The sequence below is a fragment of the Burkholderia sp. IMCC1007 genome (genome assembly GCF_027257875.1).
Lineage (GTDB): Bacteria > Pseudomonadota > Gammaproteobacteria > Burkholderiales > Burkholderiaceae > Burkholderia.
In genome coordinates, this window is record NZ_JAPVQY010000004.1 from 243636 (window position 1) to 260860 (window position 17225).

General features: G+C 66.0%; 17 protein-coding genes. 6 read left to right on the top strand and 11 right to left on the bottom strand.

Annotated features, from left to right (window positions below; translation table 11 throughout):
• The first annotated feature begins 10 nt into the window (after positions 1 to 10).
• From O1Q03_RS06630 to O1Q03_RS06640, 3 genes are read left to right on the top strand one after another with little or no spacing between them, the layout of a single operon-like run.
• Complete coding sequence (locus tag O1Q03_RS06630) at positions 11 to 223, top strand: DUF1656 domain-containing protein (protein WP_011350409.1); 213 nt, start codon at positions 11 to 13, stop codon at positions 221 to 223.
• Positions 224 to 225: 2 nt separating this feature from the next.
• Complete coding sequence (locus tag O1Q03_RS06635) at positions 226 to 1200, top strand: efflux RND transporter periplasmic adaptor subunit (RefSeq protein ID WP_269502314.1); 975 nt, start codon at positions 226 to 228, stop codon at positions 1198 to 1200.
• The gene (locus O1Q03_RS06640; protein WP_269502315.1) at positions 1197 to 2696 is read left to right on the top strand and encodes an efflux transporter outer membrane subunit; all 1500 of its coding nucleotides are present in this window, start codon (positions 1197 to 1199) and stop codon (positions 2694 to 2696) included. Before O1Q03_RS06635 ends, O1Q03_RS06640 begins: the two co-directional genes overlap by 4 nt.
• Positions 2697 to 2712: 16 nt before the next feature.
• Here the strand turns inward: O1Q03_RS06640 and O1Q03_RS06645 are convergent, their stop codons facing one another.
• The 7 genes from O1Q03_RS06645 to O1Q03_RS06675 all read right to left on the bottom strand — a co-directional run bounded on the left by O1Q03_RS06645 (position 2713) and on the right by O1Q03_RS06675 (position 10214).
• On the bottom strand, positions 2713 to 3822 hold the full coding sequence (locus O1Q03_RS06645; protein ID WP_269502316.1) for a porin: 1110 nt from the start codon (positions 3820 to 3822) through the stop codon (positions 2713 to 2715).
• 161 nt (positions 3823 to 3983) lie between these two features.
• Positions 3984 to 5006, bottom strand: a complete 1023-nt coding sequence (gene dmpG / locus O1Q03_RS06650; protein WP_269502318.1) for a 4-hydroxy-2-oxovalerate aldolase — start codon at positions 5004 to 5006, stop codon at positions 3984 to 3986.
• A 13-nt stretch (positions 5007 to 5019) separates the two neighbouring features.
• On the bottom strand, positions 5020 to 5967 hold the full coding sequence (locus tag O1Q03_RS06655; RefSeq protein ID WP_269502319.1) for an acetaldehyde dehydrogenase (acetylating): 948 nt from the start codon (positions 5965 to 5967) through the stop codon (positions 5020 to 5022).
• Between the two features lie 8 nt (positions 5968 to 5975).
• Entirely contained in the window at positions 5976 to 6764 is a 789-nt protein-coding gene (locus O1Q03_RS06660; protein WP_269502320.1) for a fumarylacetoacetate hydrolase family protein, read from the bottom strand.
• Between the two features lie 55 nt (positions 6765 to 6819).
• Positions 6820 to 7665: an alpha/beta fold hydrolase gene (locus O1Q03_RS06665; protein ID WP_269502321.1), complete on the bottom strand. Its 846-nt coding sequence runs from the start codon at positions 7663 to 7665 to the stop codon at positions 6820 to 6822.
• Between the two features lie 66 nt (positions 7666 to 7731).
• A complete protein-coding gene (locus tag O1Q03_RS06670) occupies positions 7732 to 8634 on the bottom strand; it encodes a VOC family protein (protein ID WP_269502322.1) in 903 nt (300 codons plus the stop codon).
• Positions 8635 to 8663: 29 nt separating this feature from the next.
• Positions 8664 to 10214, bottom strand: coding sequence for a bifunctional 3-(3-hydroxy-phenyl)propionate/3-hydroxycinnamic acid hydroxylase (locus tag O1Q03_RS06675; RefSeq protein WP_269502323.1), 1551 nt, complete (start codon positions 10212 to 10214; stop codon positions 8664 to 8666).
• A gap of 155 nt (positions 10215 to 10369) precedes the next feature.
• Here O1Q03_RS06675 and O1Q03_RS06680 point away from each other — a divergent pair, with 155 nt between their 5' ends.
• Together O1Q03_RS06680 and O1Q03_RS06685 are read left to right on the top strand one after the other, a co-directional pair.
• A complete protein-coding gene (locus tag O1Q03_RS06680) occupies positions 10370 to 11050 on the top strand; it encodes a TetR/AcrR family transcriptional regulator (protein WP_269502324.1) in 681 nt (226 codons plus the stop codon).
• Positions 11051 to 11266: 216 nt separating this feature from the next.
• Complete coding sequence (locus O1Q03_RS06685) at positions 11267 to 11692, top strand: TOBE domain-containing protein (RefSeq protein ID WP_269502326.1); 426 nt, start codon at positions 11267 to 11269, stop codon at positions 11690 to 11692.
• Between the two features lie 337 nt (positions 11693 to 12029).
• Here the strand turns inward: O1Q03_RS06685 and O1Q03_RS06690 are convergent, their stop codons facing one another.
• Positions 12030 to 13091, bottom strand: a complete 1062-nt coding sequence (locus O1Q03_RS06690; protein ID WP_269502327.1) for a DMT family transporter — start codon at positions 13089 to 13091, stop codon at positions 12030 to 12032.
• 659 nt (positions 13092 to 13750) lie between these two features.
• Positions 13751 to 14416 (bottom strand): ProQ/FinO family protein, encoded by a 666-nt coding sequence (locus O1Q03_RS06695; RefSeq protein WP_269502329.1) that lies wholly within the window; start codon positions 14414 to 14416, stop codon positions 13751 to 13753.
• A 682-nt stretch (positions 14417 to 15098) separates the two neighbouring features.
• Here O1Q03_RS06695 and O1Q03_RS06700 point away from each other — a divergent pair.
• Positions 15099 to 15683, top strand: a complete 585-nt coding sequence (locus tag O1Q03_RS06700) for a DUF2889 domain-containing protein (RefSeq protein WP_269502330.1) — start codon at positions 15099 to 15101, stop codon at positions 15681 to 15683.
• A gap of 174 nt (positions 15684 to 15857) precedes the next feature.
• On the opposite strand, the gene O1Q03_RS06705 is transcribed toward O1Q03_RS06700, so the two are convergent.
• Together O1Q03_RS06705 and O1Q03_RS06710 are read right to left on the bottom strand one after the other, a co-directional pair.
• Positions 15858 to 16349, bottom strand: coding sequence for a flavodoxin family protein (locus O1Q03_RS06705; protein WP_269502331.1), 492 nt, complete (start codon positions 16347 to 16349; stop codon positions 15858 to 15860).
• 161 nt (positions 16350 to 16510) lie between these two features.
• Positions 16511 to 17146 (bottom strand): TetR/AcrR family transcriptional regulator, encoded by a 636-nt coding sequence (locus O1Q03_RS06710; RefSeq protein WP_269502332.1) that lies wholly within the window; start codon positions 17144 to 17146, stop codon positions 16511 to 16513.
• Between the last annotated feature and the right edge of the window lie 79 nt (positions 17147 to 17225).

Consider the following 17225-nt stretch of genomic DNA (forward strand, 5'->3'; position numbering starts at 1 on the left):
GACCGCGACCATGATCGGCGAAATCGACATCTTCGGCGTATTCGTGCCGGCTCCGCTCGTGCTGATGCTGATCGCCTATCTGATCAACATCGTCGTGCGCGCGGTGCTCGAACGCGTCGGCTTTTACCGCCTCGTCTGGCACCGTTCGATCTTCGACCTCGGCATCTACGTGTTCGTGTTTGCTGCAGTCGTGATCGTGTCTCACCATCTCGTGGCTACCTAATCGTGAAAAAAACCTGGCTCTCGGCAGGGCAGATCCTGCTCACCCTGATCGTCGTCGTCGTGGCTGCCCTCGTGCTGTGGCGCATCATCAACTACTACATGTTCTCGCCGTGGACGCGCGACGGGCACGTGCGCGCCGACGTGATCCAGGTCGCGCCCGACGTGTCCGGGCTCATCACCGCCGTGCACGTCGTGGACAACCAGGAAGTCCGGCGCGGCCAGGTGCTGTTCGTGATCGACCAGGCACGCTACACGCTCGCGGAGCGGCTCGCCGAGGCGACGCTCGCGCAACGCACCGCGACGCTCGCGCAGGCCAAGCGCGAATACGCGCGCAACCTGCAGCTCGGCAACCTCGTGGCAAGCGAGCAGGTCGAGGAAAGCCGCACGCGTGTCGAGCAGGGCGAAGCCGCCGTCGCCGATGCGCGGGTGTCGCTCGACACCGCGAAGTTGAATCTGCAGCGCACGACGATCGTGAGCCCCGTCGACGGCTACCTGAACGACCGCGCGCCGCGCGTCGGCGAATACGTGCCGGCCGGCCGCGCGCTGCTGTCGGTCGTCGATCGCAATTCGTTCCGTGTCGACGGCTACTTCGAGGAAACCAAGCTGCGCGGCATCCATATCGGCCAGCCCGTCGACATCGTCGTGATGGGCGAACCGCATCCGCTGCGCGGCCACGTGCAGAGCATCGTCGCCGCGATCGAGGATCGCGACCGGACGCAGGGCGCGAACCTGCTGCCGAACGTGAACCCCGCATTCAGCTGGGTGCGGCTCGCGCAGCGCGTGCCGGTGCGTGTCGCGCTCGACGAGGTGCCCGACGATTTCCGGATGATTGCCGGGCGCACCGCGACCGTCGCGATGCGCGCCGATACGCGCCGTGACGACCGCCGTGGCGACACCACGAAGCCGGCCGTCGGCGCTTCGACCGCCGCAGCGGCGTCGTCGCCCGCGCCCGCAAGCGCAGCGGGGGCCTCGCAATGAAGCGACACGGCCTGCGCCTCGCGGCGGCGCTTACGCCGCTCGCGCTCGCACTCGGCGCGTGCAAATCCGTCGGCCCCGACTACACGCTGCCGCAGCAGGCGTACGTGAACGCGCCGCTCGCGAACCATGCGCTCGACGACGCGGACGGCAAGCTCGTATCGCGCGACGCGGTGCCCGGCAACTGGTGGCAGCTGTACGACGATCCCGTCCTCGACGATCTCGTGCGCAGCGCGCTGAAATCCAACACCGACCTGCGCGTGGCCGCGGCCAACCTCGCGCGCTCGCGGGCGGCGCTGGAAGTCGCGAACCAGCAGGGCGGCTTCTCCGGCAAAGCGGAAGCAGCCGTGCAGCGCGCGCAGGAATCGGCCGAGCAATATCTGCTCGAAAACAAGCTGCCGGTCGTCAACGAAGGCACGGTCGGCATCAGCGTGTCGTACGAGCTCGACCTGTTCGGCAAGTTGCGGCGCGGCGTCGAGGCCGCGCGCGCCGACAGCGACGCCGTCAAGGCGGCCGCCGATCTGGCGCGCATCACCGTCGTCGCCGATGTCGTGCGCGCGTACGTCGAATCGTGCTCCGCCGGCGACGAGCTCGCGATCGCGAAGCAGTCGCTCGCGCTGCAGCAGCAGCGCGTGACGCTGTCGCAGCGGCTGCGCGATGCCGGACGCGGCAACCAGACCGACGTGACGCGCGGCGTCACGCAGGTGCGCACGCTGTCGGCCGACATCCCGCGTTTCGAAGGCCGTCGCAAGATCGCGCAATACCAGCTCGCCGCGCTGCTCGCGCGTTCGCCGGCCGATCTGCCGAAGGCGGTCGCCGAATGCGAGCGCCTGCCGCAGTTGCGCCAGCCGATCCCGATCGGCGACGGCGCCGCGCTGCTGCGCCGCCGCCCGGATGTTCGCGAAGCCGAGCGCCAGCTCGCCGCCGCGACCGCGCGCATCGGCGTCGCGACCGCCGCGCTGTATCCGTCGATCAGCATCGGCGCGTCGGCCGGGTCGGTCGGTGTCGCCGGCGATCTCTTCTCGTCGACCACCAACCGCTGGTCGTTCGGACCGCTGATCAGCTGGTCGTTTCCGATCAACGGCCAGCGTGCGCGCGTGCAGGAAGCCGAAGCCGCGACGGGCGGTGCGCTCGCGCACTTCGACGGCGTCGTGCTGAACGCACTGCGCGAAACGCAGTCGAGCCTCGCGACTTACGCGGCCGACGTGCAGCGCACCGACGCACTGCGCACCGCGTACGAATCGGCGCGCAGTTCCGCCGACGAAACGCACCGGCTCTATCGGGCAGGCCGCGAATCGTTCATCTCCGATCTCGATGCGACGCGCACGCTGACCAGCGTGCACGCGCAGGTCGCCGCGGCCGAAGGGCAGGTCGCAGCCGACCAGGTGCGGCTGTTCCTCGCGCTCGGCGGCGGATGGGAGGGCGACGCGGCGGCCGCTGCCGCGCCGCAGACGTCGGCGGCCGGCGCGCCGGTCGCCGCGTCGGCCAGCGCCAAGTAATCGTGCGGCGCGGCGCCTAGAAGCGCGTCTGCACGCCGACGCGCGCCAGCAGCTGGTTCGGGCCGCTGGACGCGCCATCCGGCTCGACGATGCCGCTGATCAATGCCTGCGCGCCGGCGTTCGTCCGCTGGTAGACGGCGGCCGCGTAGACCGTGGTTCGCTTCGACAGGAAGTAATCGACCGACGCACTCAGCTGATGTGCGTGATTGTTGTCGAGGAACGCGTTGCCCTTCATGTACAGGTAGCTCCCGCCGAGTTGCAGCGCCGGCGTGACGAGATACGTCGCGCCCAGTTCGCCCTGCGCGATCGCGCCGCCGTTCGCGCCGTTGCGCACGGTCGTGACGAGCGCGCTTGTCGACAGCTTGCCGAAATCGTAGCGTGCGCCGACACCCCAGTTTCGAATGCCGACCTGCGGGCCGCCGGGTTGCAGATACTTGACTTCGGTGTACGCGGCGGCTGCGCCGAACGCGCCGTGATCGTAGTTCAGCCCTGCGCTGACACTGCTACCGCTTCCGATGGACCCCGGCACGCCGCCGAACCCGTACATCGCGCCCATCCGGAATCCGAGGATGGAGGGCGACTGATACTTGACCGAATTCGCAATCGTCTGGCCGGACATCCGGTCCCAGTCGAACTGCGCCGCGTACGGCGGGTTGTACGGGAGTGCGATCTTCTGGAACGGGCCCGCACGAAAGTCGTACAACCCCGCTACCGCGAACGCCGCATCGGTGCGCCCGAAGAACAGCGCATCGATCATGAAGTCGTACTGGTTCCCCAACCTGATCGAGCCGAACCGGTTGTTCGTCAGCCCGACCCATGCATTGCGCGCGAAGATACCCTTCCCCGGCGGCTGGATCGCACCGGTTCCCATCGAAATCTGGCTCGCGAGATCGAATACCGCGTGCGTGCCGCCGCCCAGATCCTCGTCGCCCTTGAAGCCCAGCAGATTGGGCGCCATGATGCCGTCATCGAACTTCAGGTTGCCGTGTCCGCCCGAATTGCTGACGTAAGTGACGCCCGCATCCACAAGACCGTACAAGGTAACGCTGCTGTCCGGTGCGGCCTGCGCGCCGGTCGCACCCGCCGCAACGCCGGCGGCAACACTCCACGAGATCACCCTTTTCATTGCTCGTCTCCATTGACCTGACTTCCGGTTTATTTAGTTATGTTGATTGTTATGCCTATGCACGACACAGCGAAGCATCGTGTGCCGGCACACCTGGAATGAACCCTTCGGTGCCGGTCGTCTACCGCATGCCGCAAGCGGCCGCCGCGCGGCCGATCATGCTATCGGGCCGGCGAGCCCGTATCGAGAAGATCCAGCGCGACGTCGACGATCATGTCCTCCTGACCGCCGACCATCCCGCGCTTGCCGAGTTCGACCAGAATGTCGACCGTCTTCAGCCCGTACTTCGCTGCCGCCGCCTCCGAGTGGCGCAGGAAACTCGAATAAACGCCCGCATACCCGAGCGCGAGCGTCTCGCGGTCGACACGTACCGGACGATCCTGCAACGGCCGCACGATGTCGTCGGCCGCGTCCATCAGCGTGTAGAGATCCGTGCCGTGGTGCCAGCCCATGCGCTCGGCCGCCGCGATGAACACCTCGAGCGGCGCGTTGCCGGCGCCGGCCCCCATGCCGGCGAGACTCGCATCGATCCGGTCGCAACCCTCCTCGACGGCCACGATCGAGTTCGCGACGCCGAGGCTCAGGTTGTGGTGCGCATGAATGCCCGTCTGCGTGCCGGGTTTCAGCACGGCCTTGAGTGCCCGGAAGCGATCGCGCACGTCGTTCATGCCGAGCGCGCCGCCCGAATCGACCACGTAGATGCAGGTCGCGCCGTAGCTCTCCATTTTTTTCGCCTCGACAGCCAGGCGCTCCGGCGTCGTCATATGGCTCATCATCAGGAAGCCGACCGTATCCATCCCGAGCGAGCGCGCACATTCGATATGCTGCTTCGAGATATCCGCCTCGGTACAGTGCGTCGCGACGCGTACGACGCGCGCGCCCGCCGCGTGGGCGGCCTTCAGGTCGTGGATCGTGCCGATGCCCGGCAACAGCAGCGTCGCGATCCGCGCGTGCGTGACCACGTCCGCCACCGCCTCGATCCATTCGAGATCGCTGTGCGCGCCGAATCCGTAGTTGAAGCTCGATCCCTGCAGGCCGTCGCCGTGCGCGACTTCGATGCTGTCGACCTTCGCGGCATCGAGTGCGCGGGCGATCGCCTGCACGTTGTCGATCGAGTATTGATGGCGGATCGCGTGGCTGCCGTCGCGCAGCGTGACGTCCGAGATGTAGAGCTTGTTGCTCATGGTGAAGGCTCCGTTACGCGTTCGCGCGTTGCAGCGACTGCGCCATGCGCTCGGCGGTCGCGAGCGCGGCGGACGTCATGATGTCAAGGTTGCCGGCATACGCGGGCAAATAGTGCGCGGCGCCCTCGACCTCGATGAAGATCGACGTCTTCAGTCCGCTCACGCGGCCGAGGCCCGGGATATTCAACGGCGCGGACGCGGGAATCGTGTCGAACTGCACGGTCTGCTTCAGACGATAGCCCGGCACGTACACCTGTACCGCGCGCGCCATCTCGTCGACCGAGGCGGCAATCGCCGCCGCGTCGGCCGGTTCCGACAGCACGTAGACGGTGTCGCGCATCATCACCGGCGGCTCGGCCGGATTCAGCACGATGATCGCCTTGCCGTGCGCCGCACCGCCCACTGCCTCGATCGCCTTGGACGTCGTCTCGGTGAATTCGTCGATGTTCGCACGCGTGCCCGGCCCTGCCGACTTGCTGCTGATCGACGCGACGATCTCCGCGTAGTGCGCCTTCGCGACGCGCGATACCGCCGCGACCATCGGGATCGTCGCCTGCCCGCCGCAGGTCACCATGTTCACGTTCGGCGCGTCGAGATGTTCGTCGAGATTGACGACCGGCACGCAGTACGGGCCGATCGCGGCAGGTGTCAGGTCGATGCAGCGAATGCCCGGCTTCAGCGCACGCAGGAATGCGTCGTTCTTCACGTGCGCGCCGGCCGACGTCGCATCGAATACGAAGTCGATATCGTCGAACACCGGCAGCCGCGCCAGTCCTTCGACACCTTCGTGCGTCGTCGCGACGCCGAGGCGCGCCGCGCGCGCGAGCCCGTCGGAAGCCGGATCGATGCCGACCATCGCGGCCACGTCGAGATGCCGCGCGTGCCGCATGATCTTGATCATCAGGTCGGTGCCGATGTTGCCCGAACCGATGATCGCGGCCTTGAGTTTTGGAATGCCCATGGAAATCCTCAATCGATAAAAGCCGCGCGCACGCCGCCGAGGCCGGCGATCTGCGCGGTGAACGTGCCGGGCGACGTAACGGCGACCATCGGTCCGAGTGCGCCGGTCAGGATCATGTCGCCGGCACGCAGCGGCGTGCCGAGCTGCACCATCCGGTCGGCCAGCCATGCGGCCGCATTCAACGGATGGCCGAGGCAGGCCGCGCCGGTGCCGCGCGACAGCACGGTCTCGCCCGACGACAGCGTCATCTCGCAGCCCGCGAGATCGAGATCCTTCAACGGCACGGGCCGGCCGCCGAGCACGAACAGCGCGCTCGACGCGTTGTCGGCGACCGTGTCGACGAAACGGATGTCCCAGTCGGTGATGCGGCTGTCGACGACTTCGATTGCCGCAAGCGCATAGGCGGTCGCGCGCTGCAGGTCGGCGAACGTGTGCTTCTCGTGCACGAGATCGTGATCGAGCACGAGCGCGATCTCCGCTTCCACCTTCGGCTGGATCAGTCGCGACAGACGCATCGGTTCCGCATCGCCGTAAGCCATCGCCGCGAACAGCGTGCCGAAATCGGGCTGATCGACGCCGAGCTGCCGCTGGACCGCGAGCGACGTCAGGCCGATCTTGCGGCCGACGATGCGCTCGCCATTGCTGACCCGCAAGTCGACGTTGGCTTGCTGCACCGCATACGCGGTTGCAACGTCGTCCACCGCGATCTCGCCGCGCACGGGCGGTGTGACCGAGCATTGCACCTCCGCATGACGAAGGCGCGCGGCAAGCGCATTGACTGCGTCCAAATCATTCATCTTCAGTAATCCTCTTTACTCGATCGTCGATGAATTGAAAAAAATCGCCGACCCGTCACGCATTCGCGATGAAATCGCCGACCAGCCGGTTGAACTCGTCCGGATGTTCGATCATGGCCCAGTGCCCGCAGCGGTTGAGCAGCACGAGCCGCGAATCCGGAATGTTCGCGAGCAGGTACAGCGACGTCTCGAACGACACGACCCGGTCGTCGCGGCCGTGGATCAGCAGCGTCGGCGTCTTGATCGCGGGCAGCAGTTCGGGTTTCACCCACTTCGGCAACGGCGCGCCGGCCGGCAGTCCCGCCACATAGTTCTGCAGATGTTCGGGGCGCAGCAGCGCGGCCTCGGAACGCGCCTGGCACAACTCGGGCGTCGCGAACCGCGCCTTGTCGTACACCATGATCTCCACCAGCCGGCGCATGTTCTCCGGCGACGGATCGCGATACGCGTGGATCAGCACCTTGAGCCCCTCGGACGGGCCGTCGCCCGCGCCGAACAGCGTCGGCATGCGCCCGATCGGCGGCCCCATCGTCACCAGATGCGTGATGCGATCCGGATGCTCGGTCGCAAGGCGCAGCGACGTCTGGCCGCCCATCGAATTGCCGACGAAGGCGGCGCGCTCGATGCCGAGCGTGTCCATGAACTGGATCGCGGCGTCGACGTGATCGAGCTGCCCGACGGTCGCCGCATCCGACTGCCCCCAGCCGGGCATGTCGACCGCGTAGACGTGAAACCGCCGCGCCAGCGCATCGATGTTGCCGCTGAAGTTGCTCCATCCCGTCGCACCGGGGCCGCTGCCGTGCAGCAGGATCACGGGATGACCGCTGCCGGCCTCGTGGTAGTGAAGTTGCCAGTCCTGCGTCTTGACGGTGCGGCTGGTCTGAGCCTGAGTAAGCGCCATGATGTGTCCCTTCCGGAAAATGGGTTGAGGTGTAACGCTGCGACGTTCGCAGCCGTGCACGCGGTGTCAGCCCTGAAGCAGATTCGCGATCACGTGCGGAGGGCGATGCCCCCAGGTACTGAGCCGATCGAGGTGCTGAACCTGCCAGCTGGATGCGTCGATCACGAGCCCGCCCCAGCCGAATTCGACGTTGAAGCCCGATGGCGTGCGGACGTAGAAACTGAACATCCGATCGTTGGGATGCATGCCGAGGCTCATCTCGAGCGGCTGCTTCGCCGCCAGGCAGCGATCGTGCGCGCGTCCCACGTCGTCGAGGTCGGCCGCCTCGATCATGAAGTGATGCATGCGTTTGCCGAACGGCATGTTGGCGAACGCAACCGTGTGGTGACGCGGGTTGCAGTGCAGGAACGTCACGCTGGCGACGACGCCCGGCATCACTTCCTCGTCGATGATGTCTGTCGTACGGAAGCCGAGCAGCCCGTACCAGTCGACGAGCACGCGGCGATCCGCGCCGTTCTCGATCAGCACCTGATGACCGGCGCCGAATCCGCCGGTCACGAAGCGCGACACGCGTTGCGGGGACCGAAACGGCGCCTGCGCGGCGGCGAGCCCGACATAGAGTTCGACGCGGTTGCCCAGCGGATCGGCCGTGAACGCGAGCCGGCGCACATGCCGTTGCGCGCACAACGTCTTGTCGCCCTCGACGACGTCGTTGCCTGCCGCGCGCAGCCGCTCGACGATCGCATCGAGATCGGCGTCGGTCGCGCAGCCGAACCCGGTGAAGGCCAGGTCGTCGGCGCTGCCCGCGACGACGATCCAGCGATGCACCGCTTCGTCCATCCGCAGGGTCAGCATGTCGTCGGTGCGACGACCGACCTGCATGCCGAGCAGATCGGTCGCGAAGCGTTCCCATGCGGCAAGATCGCTTGCCTCGATACCGATGTAGCCGAGTTCCGTCACTGTACTCATCCCGCTCTCCTTCATTGATTCAACCCGCTTCATCCGACGGCGCGCTCGGGCACGGCGAGACCGCTGACGTCGGCGGCCGCGACGAACCGATCCGGTCGCAGTGCGACCGCGCGCGCGCCGAACTTGCGCAACCACGGCTGCAGCACGCCGTCGAGATCGACGAATTCGTCGGGGCCCTCCGTGTGCTGATGTTGCTGACGAACGGCGATGTATCGCGCACCGAGCGCGTCCCATCCCGCCTTTTCATCCGGGCTGAGCAGGCTGGCCGGATCGACGTTGTCGCCGAGCAGGACGAAGCCGTCGCCCAGCAGATCATCCAGGCGCGCCATCGCGCCGCGGTTGTCGCCGACCACCGGTTGCGGCACCATCCGCCCGACGATGCTCTCGTCGGCAAGCGGGCCACGCAGCCATCCCGCCGCGAGGACGGGCGGCGCGATCAACGGCGGTTCCGGTGCGTGCGGGTCGCGCGGTGCATTCAGCGCGGCCTGCTCGTCGGGCGACAGTTCCTGCTTGATGACGCGGCCGAGCTGAACGGCGAGCTGCGTGTAGAACGTCGCGTTCGGACGACGCTCCACCTCGTATGTGTCGAGGAAAGATTCGGGTAACGAACCATTCAGCACGCCGGCCAGTTTCCAGCCGAGATCGAATGCATCGCGCATGCCCGTCTGCATGCCGGCACCGGCCCAGGGCGGCATCAGGTGTGCCGCGTCACCGGCCAGAAACGCGCGGCCCATGCGCCACGTGTCGGCCATGCGCGTGTGGTGCCGATAGAACGCGTACTGATGGATCTCGACGTCGTCCTCGCTCACGCCGAGCGCCTTCAGCAGCGGCCAGACCTGCTCGTGCGTCGCGAAATCGGCCTCGCTCTCGCCCGGCTTCAGCGGCAGTTCCCAGCGATGATTGCCGCCGGACAGCGCGATATCGACCACCGGCCGCTCCTTGTCGGACCAGAACGTCAGCAGATTGCGATCCGGCCACCAGCGTTTGACGCGGCAGTCAATCACGATCCACTGCACGTCGAGCGTGTCGCCGAGCAGCTTCACACCCAGCATGCCGCGCGTCGCGCTGCTCCCGCCGTCGCAGCCGATCACGTAGCGCACCCGCGTATCGGTCGTTTCGCCGGTGGCGACGTTCTTCGTGCGTACGGTGACGCCGGTGTCGTCCTGCGTCAGCGACACGACCTCGGCGCCGTAGCGCACGTCGATCTCGCGCGCGTACTGCGCCGCGCACTCGCGCAATGCCGCTTCCATCGTGGGCTGGTAGATGTTGAAGAAGCGCGGTTTGATGCCGAGCGTCGACGGCGGATGCTCGATGCGCATGATCTCGGTGCCGTCGTAGCGCATCCAGCGCAGCGCGCGCTGCGGATCGATGTGCTTCAGCACCGCTTCATCGACGCCGAGATTCTGGAAGATCCGCATCGTCCAGTCGTTGACCGTCACCGCCCGCGCCCGCGGATAGATCTCGCGGTGCCGTTCGAATGCCACGCAGGAAATGCCGCGCCTGGCGAGTGTGAGCGCGGCGATGACGCCGGTCGGACCATAGCCGACGATGGCAACGTCGGCGTCGTACTCGTGAGTCATGAAGTGTCTCCTTCTCCGGTAGTTCGTACACCGCGCGATGTGACGGCCCGCGCTTGCGATGACAGGATTGTACCGATAGGTCCAAAACTAAAGATCTAGGGGAAAACGATTATTGGACCGATCGGTACAATCTTTCGGAAGCGTATACTTTCGGGATGGACAATCCACAACAAATCGGCAACCGGCGCGGTCAGAAATCGCGCCAGGAAATCCTCGACGCGGCGGCCCGCGTCATGTCTGCCTATGGCTATGCGGGAACGTCGATGTCGGCACTGGTCGAGGCGACCGGCATCCCGAAGAGCGCGATCTATCATCACTTCGGCTCCAAGGCGGGATTGCTCGCCGAGGTCATGGCGCAGGGCGCGCACGGCTTCTTCGACGCCATGCGAAGCGCGCACGAGAATCCGCCCGACGGCACGCCGCGCGAACGTCTTGGCTGGTATCTGCAGAAAACGGGTGAAGTCTTCCTGCACCGCGAGAATTTCCTGCGCCTGTTGTTCGTGATGGTCATGAGCAACGAGGCCGCGGAACCGGAGGCGATGCAGACCGTCATCAACGTACGCAACGAAGGCCGCGACTACATGCGGAACATGATTCGCAACGCATTCGCCACGAATGGCGGACGCCTCACCGCCGCCGCCGCGGACGATCTCGCGTACTTCGGCATGATGGGTTTTGACGGCGCGTTCGTGTCGCTGCAGTCCGGCGATCCGCGATCGATGGAAAAACACATGGCACAACTGACGGAAGCGCTCGTTGCGCTGGGCGAGGCGCGCGCAGCACCGGCCCGGAAGACGACTTCGCGCCCAGGCCAGGCCGCGGCGAAACGCAGCTAGGTTGTCGGCCGCGCACGCAGAACGCTGACGCCCGCGCCAGCATTGCAACATGCCATGCGCGCGATTGCCTGCCGTCCCGCAAGACCGTTCGCGATCTCGCATGTCCGGTATGTCCGCGCCGGCGTCGCGCGTCGCTGCCGTTGCCGGTACACTCGTCCGCAGTTTCCATCATTCGCTCGCCGCCCGCCGCGCGGCCCACTTCCCCGGAGAGTCATCATGCGAACCAGCGCCCGCAATCAATTCGTCGGCCAGATCGGCGTCGTCACGCCCGGTGCCGTCAACGACGAAATCACGCTGCGCACGCAGGACGGCCTCGACATCGTCGCCGTGATCACGCACGGCAGCGCCGCAGCGCTGGGGCTCGCCGCCGGCACGAAGGCGTTCGCGCTCGTGAAGGCGTCGTCGGTCATCGTGATGGTCGACGTCGACAGCAGCAAGGTATCGGCCCGCAACTGCGTCGCGGGCATCGTGGCGTCGGTCGCGAAAGGCGCGGTCAATTCGGAAGTCGTGATCAAGGCCACGGGCGGCGCGGAAATCGTCGCGATCGTCACCAACGACAGCGTCGAGCGTCTCGGCCTCGCGAGCGGCAAGCCCGCGTCCGCGATGTTCAAGGCGTCGAGCGTGATCGTCGGCGTCGAGTAACTGTGCCATCCGGTGGCAATGACGATCCGTCGTTCGTCGCGTCTTCACGCGAACCGCCGCGTTCGTCGAACGTGCGGGCGCGCACGGTGACGTCCGCGCGCGCTACTCGCCGCCAGCATTCCGCAGCAACCAACCTGGCGGCCGCGCGCGCATCGGTCGAAACGCGGAGCATAGGGTGATACCGCCGCCGCACTGATCGATCCGCACGGTTCGCTGATTCGGCGGATCCAGACCGACGACTGAAGCTGCCGAAGCCGGCTGCCGATCACCCGCGACATACAAGGTTCGACGCCCCCATAAACGGTTACCTTTCTGCCGTTCTCCGTTCGTGGCGCGATCAGTGTCGATGGCGGTGATGAATGTCCGGGAAATGCGCGTGACTGTGCGTGATCGGCAGATGCACATGCGGATGCGTGTGCGGTTCGTCCCCGTCGTACGGAAAGTCGTGCGCATGCTGGTGATGTTCGTCGTGCCGATGTCGGTGCGTGTGCTCGAGCCGCTCATGAGCATGCACGTGTTCGTGCCGTTCGCGCACATGCAGCCAGATGCCGAGCGCCATCAGCGCGGCCGCGATCCAGAACGTGGCCGACGGCAGGGCCGGCCAGATCAGCAGCGACAGCACGACGCCGAACAGCGGCGCGACGGAAAAATACGCGCCCGTTCGCGCACTGCCCAGATGACGCAACGCGACGACGAACAACACGAGGCTGATCCCGTAGCCGCCGAGGCCGGTCAGCATCGCGGCGGCCGTGGCCGGAACAGCGGGAAGCGCCGCGCCGGTCGCGAGCGCGATGCCGATGTTCACGGGTCCGGCGATCAGGCCTTTCGCGCACGCGATGACCATCGCGTCGTTCGCGGCGACCTTGCGGGTCAGGTTGTTGTCAATCGCCCAGCACAGGCACGCGCCGGCGATCAGCAGTGCGCCGACCGGCACGGCCGCGCGCCCCGGCGCCCACGACAGCAGCGTGCCGCCCGCGACGATCGCCACCATGCCGAGAAACACCTGGACATCCACGTTCTCGCGAAACACGACCCACGCGATCACGGCCGTCAGCACGCCTTCAAGATTGAGCAGCAGCGCACTCGTCGCGGCAGGCGTATTCGACAGTCCGAGCATCAGCAGCGCCGGGCCCGCCACACCGCCGGCCGCGATCGCGCCGGCCAGCCACGGCAGGTCGGTTCGTTGCAACGGCGCGGCGTCCACGGCCGGCATGCGGCGGCTGCGCAGTCGGCGCAGCAGGATTCCGATGCCCAGGCCGATCCCGCTGCCGAGATAGAACAAGCCGGCGACCATGAACGGCGACATCGCGCCGATCAATGCCTTGGCGAGCGGCGTCGCGGCGCCGAACAGCGCGGCGGCGGCGAGCGCGACGAGAATCGCTGAGTGTCTCGGATTCATGATGCAGGCGTTGTGTCCGTGTTGGGAAGCGGTGGGTGCCGTGTGACGTCGTGGCAGGTCCGGCTTGCCGAATGCTTTCGGTTTCGCGGAACGCGGGGCTGGCCATACAGGCTTTCAGGTTCCTGTCGTGTCGGGCGTTCTCGGCAATGTGCGTCGAGACCGCAGATTATCGCGGTTGCTTCGCGGCTCGCCAACTGACCGGCGATCGATGACGACAACGTGCCGGCCCCTCTCGTCTCGTCGGCTCTGCGACGAAGTCGGCGTTTCGTGCGGGGCACGCGTGGACAAATACGAATCCACGACCTTCTTCACGATTGATCGAAGGAATCTACAACCTGCTCATTCGTATCTTAGGAACCCGAATCATTTGCGTGAAGTGTCCGCGAATTCATCATACACAGCGCTCGAAATCGATATCCGGTCTCGATGCTCACGCGATATGGGCGACGCTGTGCGCAAGCGACATCCATTGACGAGCTTTCGTCGTGCGGTCGGTTGGCGGTTCAGTGGCGGAGGGGTGATGAGCGGCGAACGGGCAGTCCTTCCGGCGGAGACAGCGCCGACCTGCCCGGACAAGGGCCGGTCGGTCCGTCATGTGATTCGCTGCATGCGGGACATGCAGGTCGTCGCCGCGCAATCGCACGGCGACGCATCGCGTGTTACTCGCTCGCGGTGGTTTGCTGCTCGGCCTGCGGTGCTGCGTCGGCCGGTGCCTCGGTGTTGGCCGGTTGCGGCGCGGCGGCGTCAGCCTGTGCTTCGGCCTGCTGCGGCTGCGGTGCGCCCTTCGCCGCTTGTCCGGCGCCCTTGCCCGGGCGGCGTGACTTCAGGCGGCGCGCGCGCGCTGCGTCGTCGCGCGTCACGCGTCCTGCTTCGGCGCCCTGCAGATCGACGCGCACTGCGTCTTCGACGAGGCACGACCAGTAGCGGTTGCCGCGGCACCACGTGGACATCGCATCGCGCAGCTCGCCTTCGCTCAGGCCAAGGGCTTCCGCTTCACGGGCGAGGTCTTCCCAAATGCCAACCTTCAGCGGCACTTTCGGGGCCGGGTTCTTCGGGAATGCGCGCGGGAACCGGCGCTGCAGTTTGCCGATTGCGACGATGACCGGATCGACCGGCGTCGACGGTTTCGCCGGAGCGGGCTTCTTCGCGCCGGTTGCCGCTTTGGCCCCGGCGCCGGGGCCCGATTTGGCCCCACGAGCCGGCCGATCGCCGGACTTCGGCTTCGCGCCGGCGTCCGCCTGCGTGGCCGGACGCTTCGCGTTGCGCTCCTGCTTGGCCTTTGCTGCGAGCTGCGCCCGCAATTCGGCAAGTTGTTCAAAACCCATAAATTCAATCCACCAGGAATATATAAGGTGTGGTTCGTGCAGCCGTTCCGCTCATCGGCGTTTCGCCGCATTGCCTGCGGCCCCTCTGCCGCCGACGCGGAACATACACTGCGGGGCCGCATCGCACCCACCACTGTTTCAGGCACCCGGCCACGATGCCGGAGAAGGCAGGAGTGGAAGTATACCGGTACGCGCGGCTGTCGGTTGACTCACCGGTTTGCATTCGACGGATTCCGGCAGCGGGCAATGTGTCCATGCGGTCGTGGTGCGCATTATGGCCGCGTTTTTGCGCGCCATCGATACATGCGTTACGTAGCTGTCACTTTCAGCTCGTCCGGGGTTCGACATTCGGGATGCGCCGCGCACGTGTCATTCCACATGCGCGCTGCACGCGTGGCACGGCAGAACGAAGACGCTCGCGGCTGCCCCCGCGCTATCCGGGGAGATCGAGTCTCAGGATGCGATGAATGCAACGCACCGGTGTGCGCAATAATCGTTCCCGGCGTCGGATTAGTTGCGGCCGCATCGATCGTCGATCGTACGACCGCGCTGGAAACTGCGTAGTATGGCCGGATCGACGTCGGCCGCGGCCTGTCACCGACGGTTTCGCCATGGCACCGGCAGCCGACGACATCGCTATCGAATGCAAAGCGGCCCCGGTCGTACGAAACGGAGCGAATACATGGATTCCCGACACGACATACCCCACGACGGCATTGCCCGAGAAGAAATTCACCATCGACGGATCGACATGCGCGGCTGCCGGCGCAGCGACGGCCTGTTCGAAGTGACGGCGTGTCTCGCCGACCGCAAGACGAGCGACTTCACCCCACCGGGCGGCACGCGCACCGTCGCGGCGCTGGCCCCGATTCACGATCTCGGCGTCACGCTGGTTTTCGACGTCGACATGACCGTGCGCGCGGTATCCACTTTCATCAGGTCGCATCCCTATGCGCAATGTCCGGGTGGCGGCGACTCGCTACAGGCGCTCGTCGGATTGCGTATCGGTGCTGGCTGGAACAGCGAGATCCGCAAACGTCTGCCGTCTTGCGACACGTGCACGCATCTGAAGGAAATTCTCGGCCCGGTCGCCACGACGGCCTATCAGACGATGGTCGGTATGCGTACGTCCCCGCTCGATGATCGCGACAGCGAAGGAAAACCGCGGAAGATCGACAGTTGCTATGCGTATGGCGCGTCGCGCGACCTCGTGAAAAACCTTTGGCCTGAATATCATCAGCCGGCGGTGTCGGTCAAAGAGGACTGACGCGTCGGGAATGCGAACTGGAATACGGTTCGCGGGATCGGTGTCGGCGGGGTCGGCGGGGTCGGCGGGGTCGGCGGGTCGGCGGGTCGGCGGGTCGGCGGGTCGGCGGGTCGGCGGGTCGGCTCTCGCAAGCGGCATCGGTGACACCGCTTCAGCGGGTTCGATCGCTGTCGATCAGAACACGCCGAGCGCCAACCCTGCGGCAAGACCCGCGCCGATTTCGGCGCAGCGTGCGAGATCCTCGCTGCCAATCGTCTTGGGGGAGAGGATGCGCTCGGGCGTTTGCGCGTGGGTGCAGATGATCAGGCCCGGCGCCACATTCCTGAGCCGCCATCCGGTCGCGATCCGGTCGATCTGGCGCAGTGCGTTCTGTCCGTCGCTGCCCGCGCAAATCATCGCCGCATACGGGCGGCCATTCACGCGATCGAGCGCAGCGTAGTAGCAGCGATCGAAGAAATCCTTCATCAAACCGGACATCGCAGCCAGATTTTCCGGTGTCGCGAACAGGTAGGCGTCGGCGGCCAGCACATCGTCCGCGCTCGTCGCGTCGGCTCGCTGCAACTTCACCTCCACGCCGGATTGCTCGCGCGCAGCGCTCGCTGCCGCTTCAGCCATTTGTTGCGTGCCGCCAGTCATCGTGTGATAGACGATCAACAGCGTCTTCATGTGGGTTCACTCTCGTTCAGCTGTATATGCGCCGGTCTCGTTCGGGACAGGTTACGTCGACATGTGCGTCCGGTGCTGCATTCGTCGGCGTTCGGCACTTACGGATTACCGCTTCTTCAATACTAGTGAAGCGCGCGTTGAGTCGGTCAACGGGCGGTCAGTCACGCAGCATCGCCGTCCTCGCGCGCGTAGTACGCAAGAAACATATCGGCAGCGGATTCGGCAAGTTTCTGCTGCTCCTGCATGCCAAGCGGTGGCTGGCCCAGCGTTACTTGAGGCCAGAACGCAAAAGCTTTCACGATGCCGTGCAGTTGATGGGCCGCAAATACGGGATCGGTGGTTGACAGGCGGCCGGCCGCCGCCGCCGCACGAATCCAGACCGTCAGATCTTCCTCGCGTTCGCCCAGGCGTTCGACCATGTCACGCGCGCGCTCCGGAGAGTGAATGGCGGCGCCGATGGCGACGCGTGCGAGCGCAAGAAACGCTTCGTCGTTCAGCAAGCGCAATTTGCGGTTCAGCAGCGCGAGCAACTGTTCGCGCAGCGGGACGTCCGCACAGTAGGCGGGCGGGCTGGCGGTCCGTATCGCCTCCCATAGTTGATGCAGAATCGCGGCGAACAGAGCTTCCTTGCTCGGAAAGTGGTTGTAGACGGTGCGTTTCGACACGTCCGCCCGCGCGGCGATGCGATCCATGCTGGTTGCGTCGTAGCCTGCGGCGAGGAATTCCTCGATCGCCGCGTCGATGATCGCCGCGCGTTTTCGATCGGTGAGGCGCGGAGGAGAAGTGCTCGTATCCATACAAAAATTTTACACCGGCGAGTTTACTTTTCCCAGGGATAAACTACACTGATCGGTGTACTTTTATTTCCGGACGAAT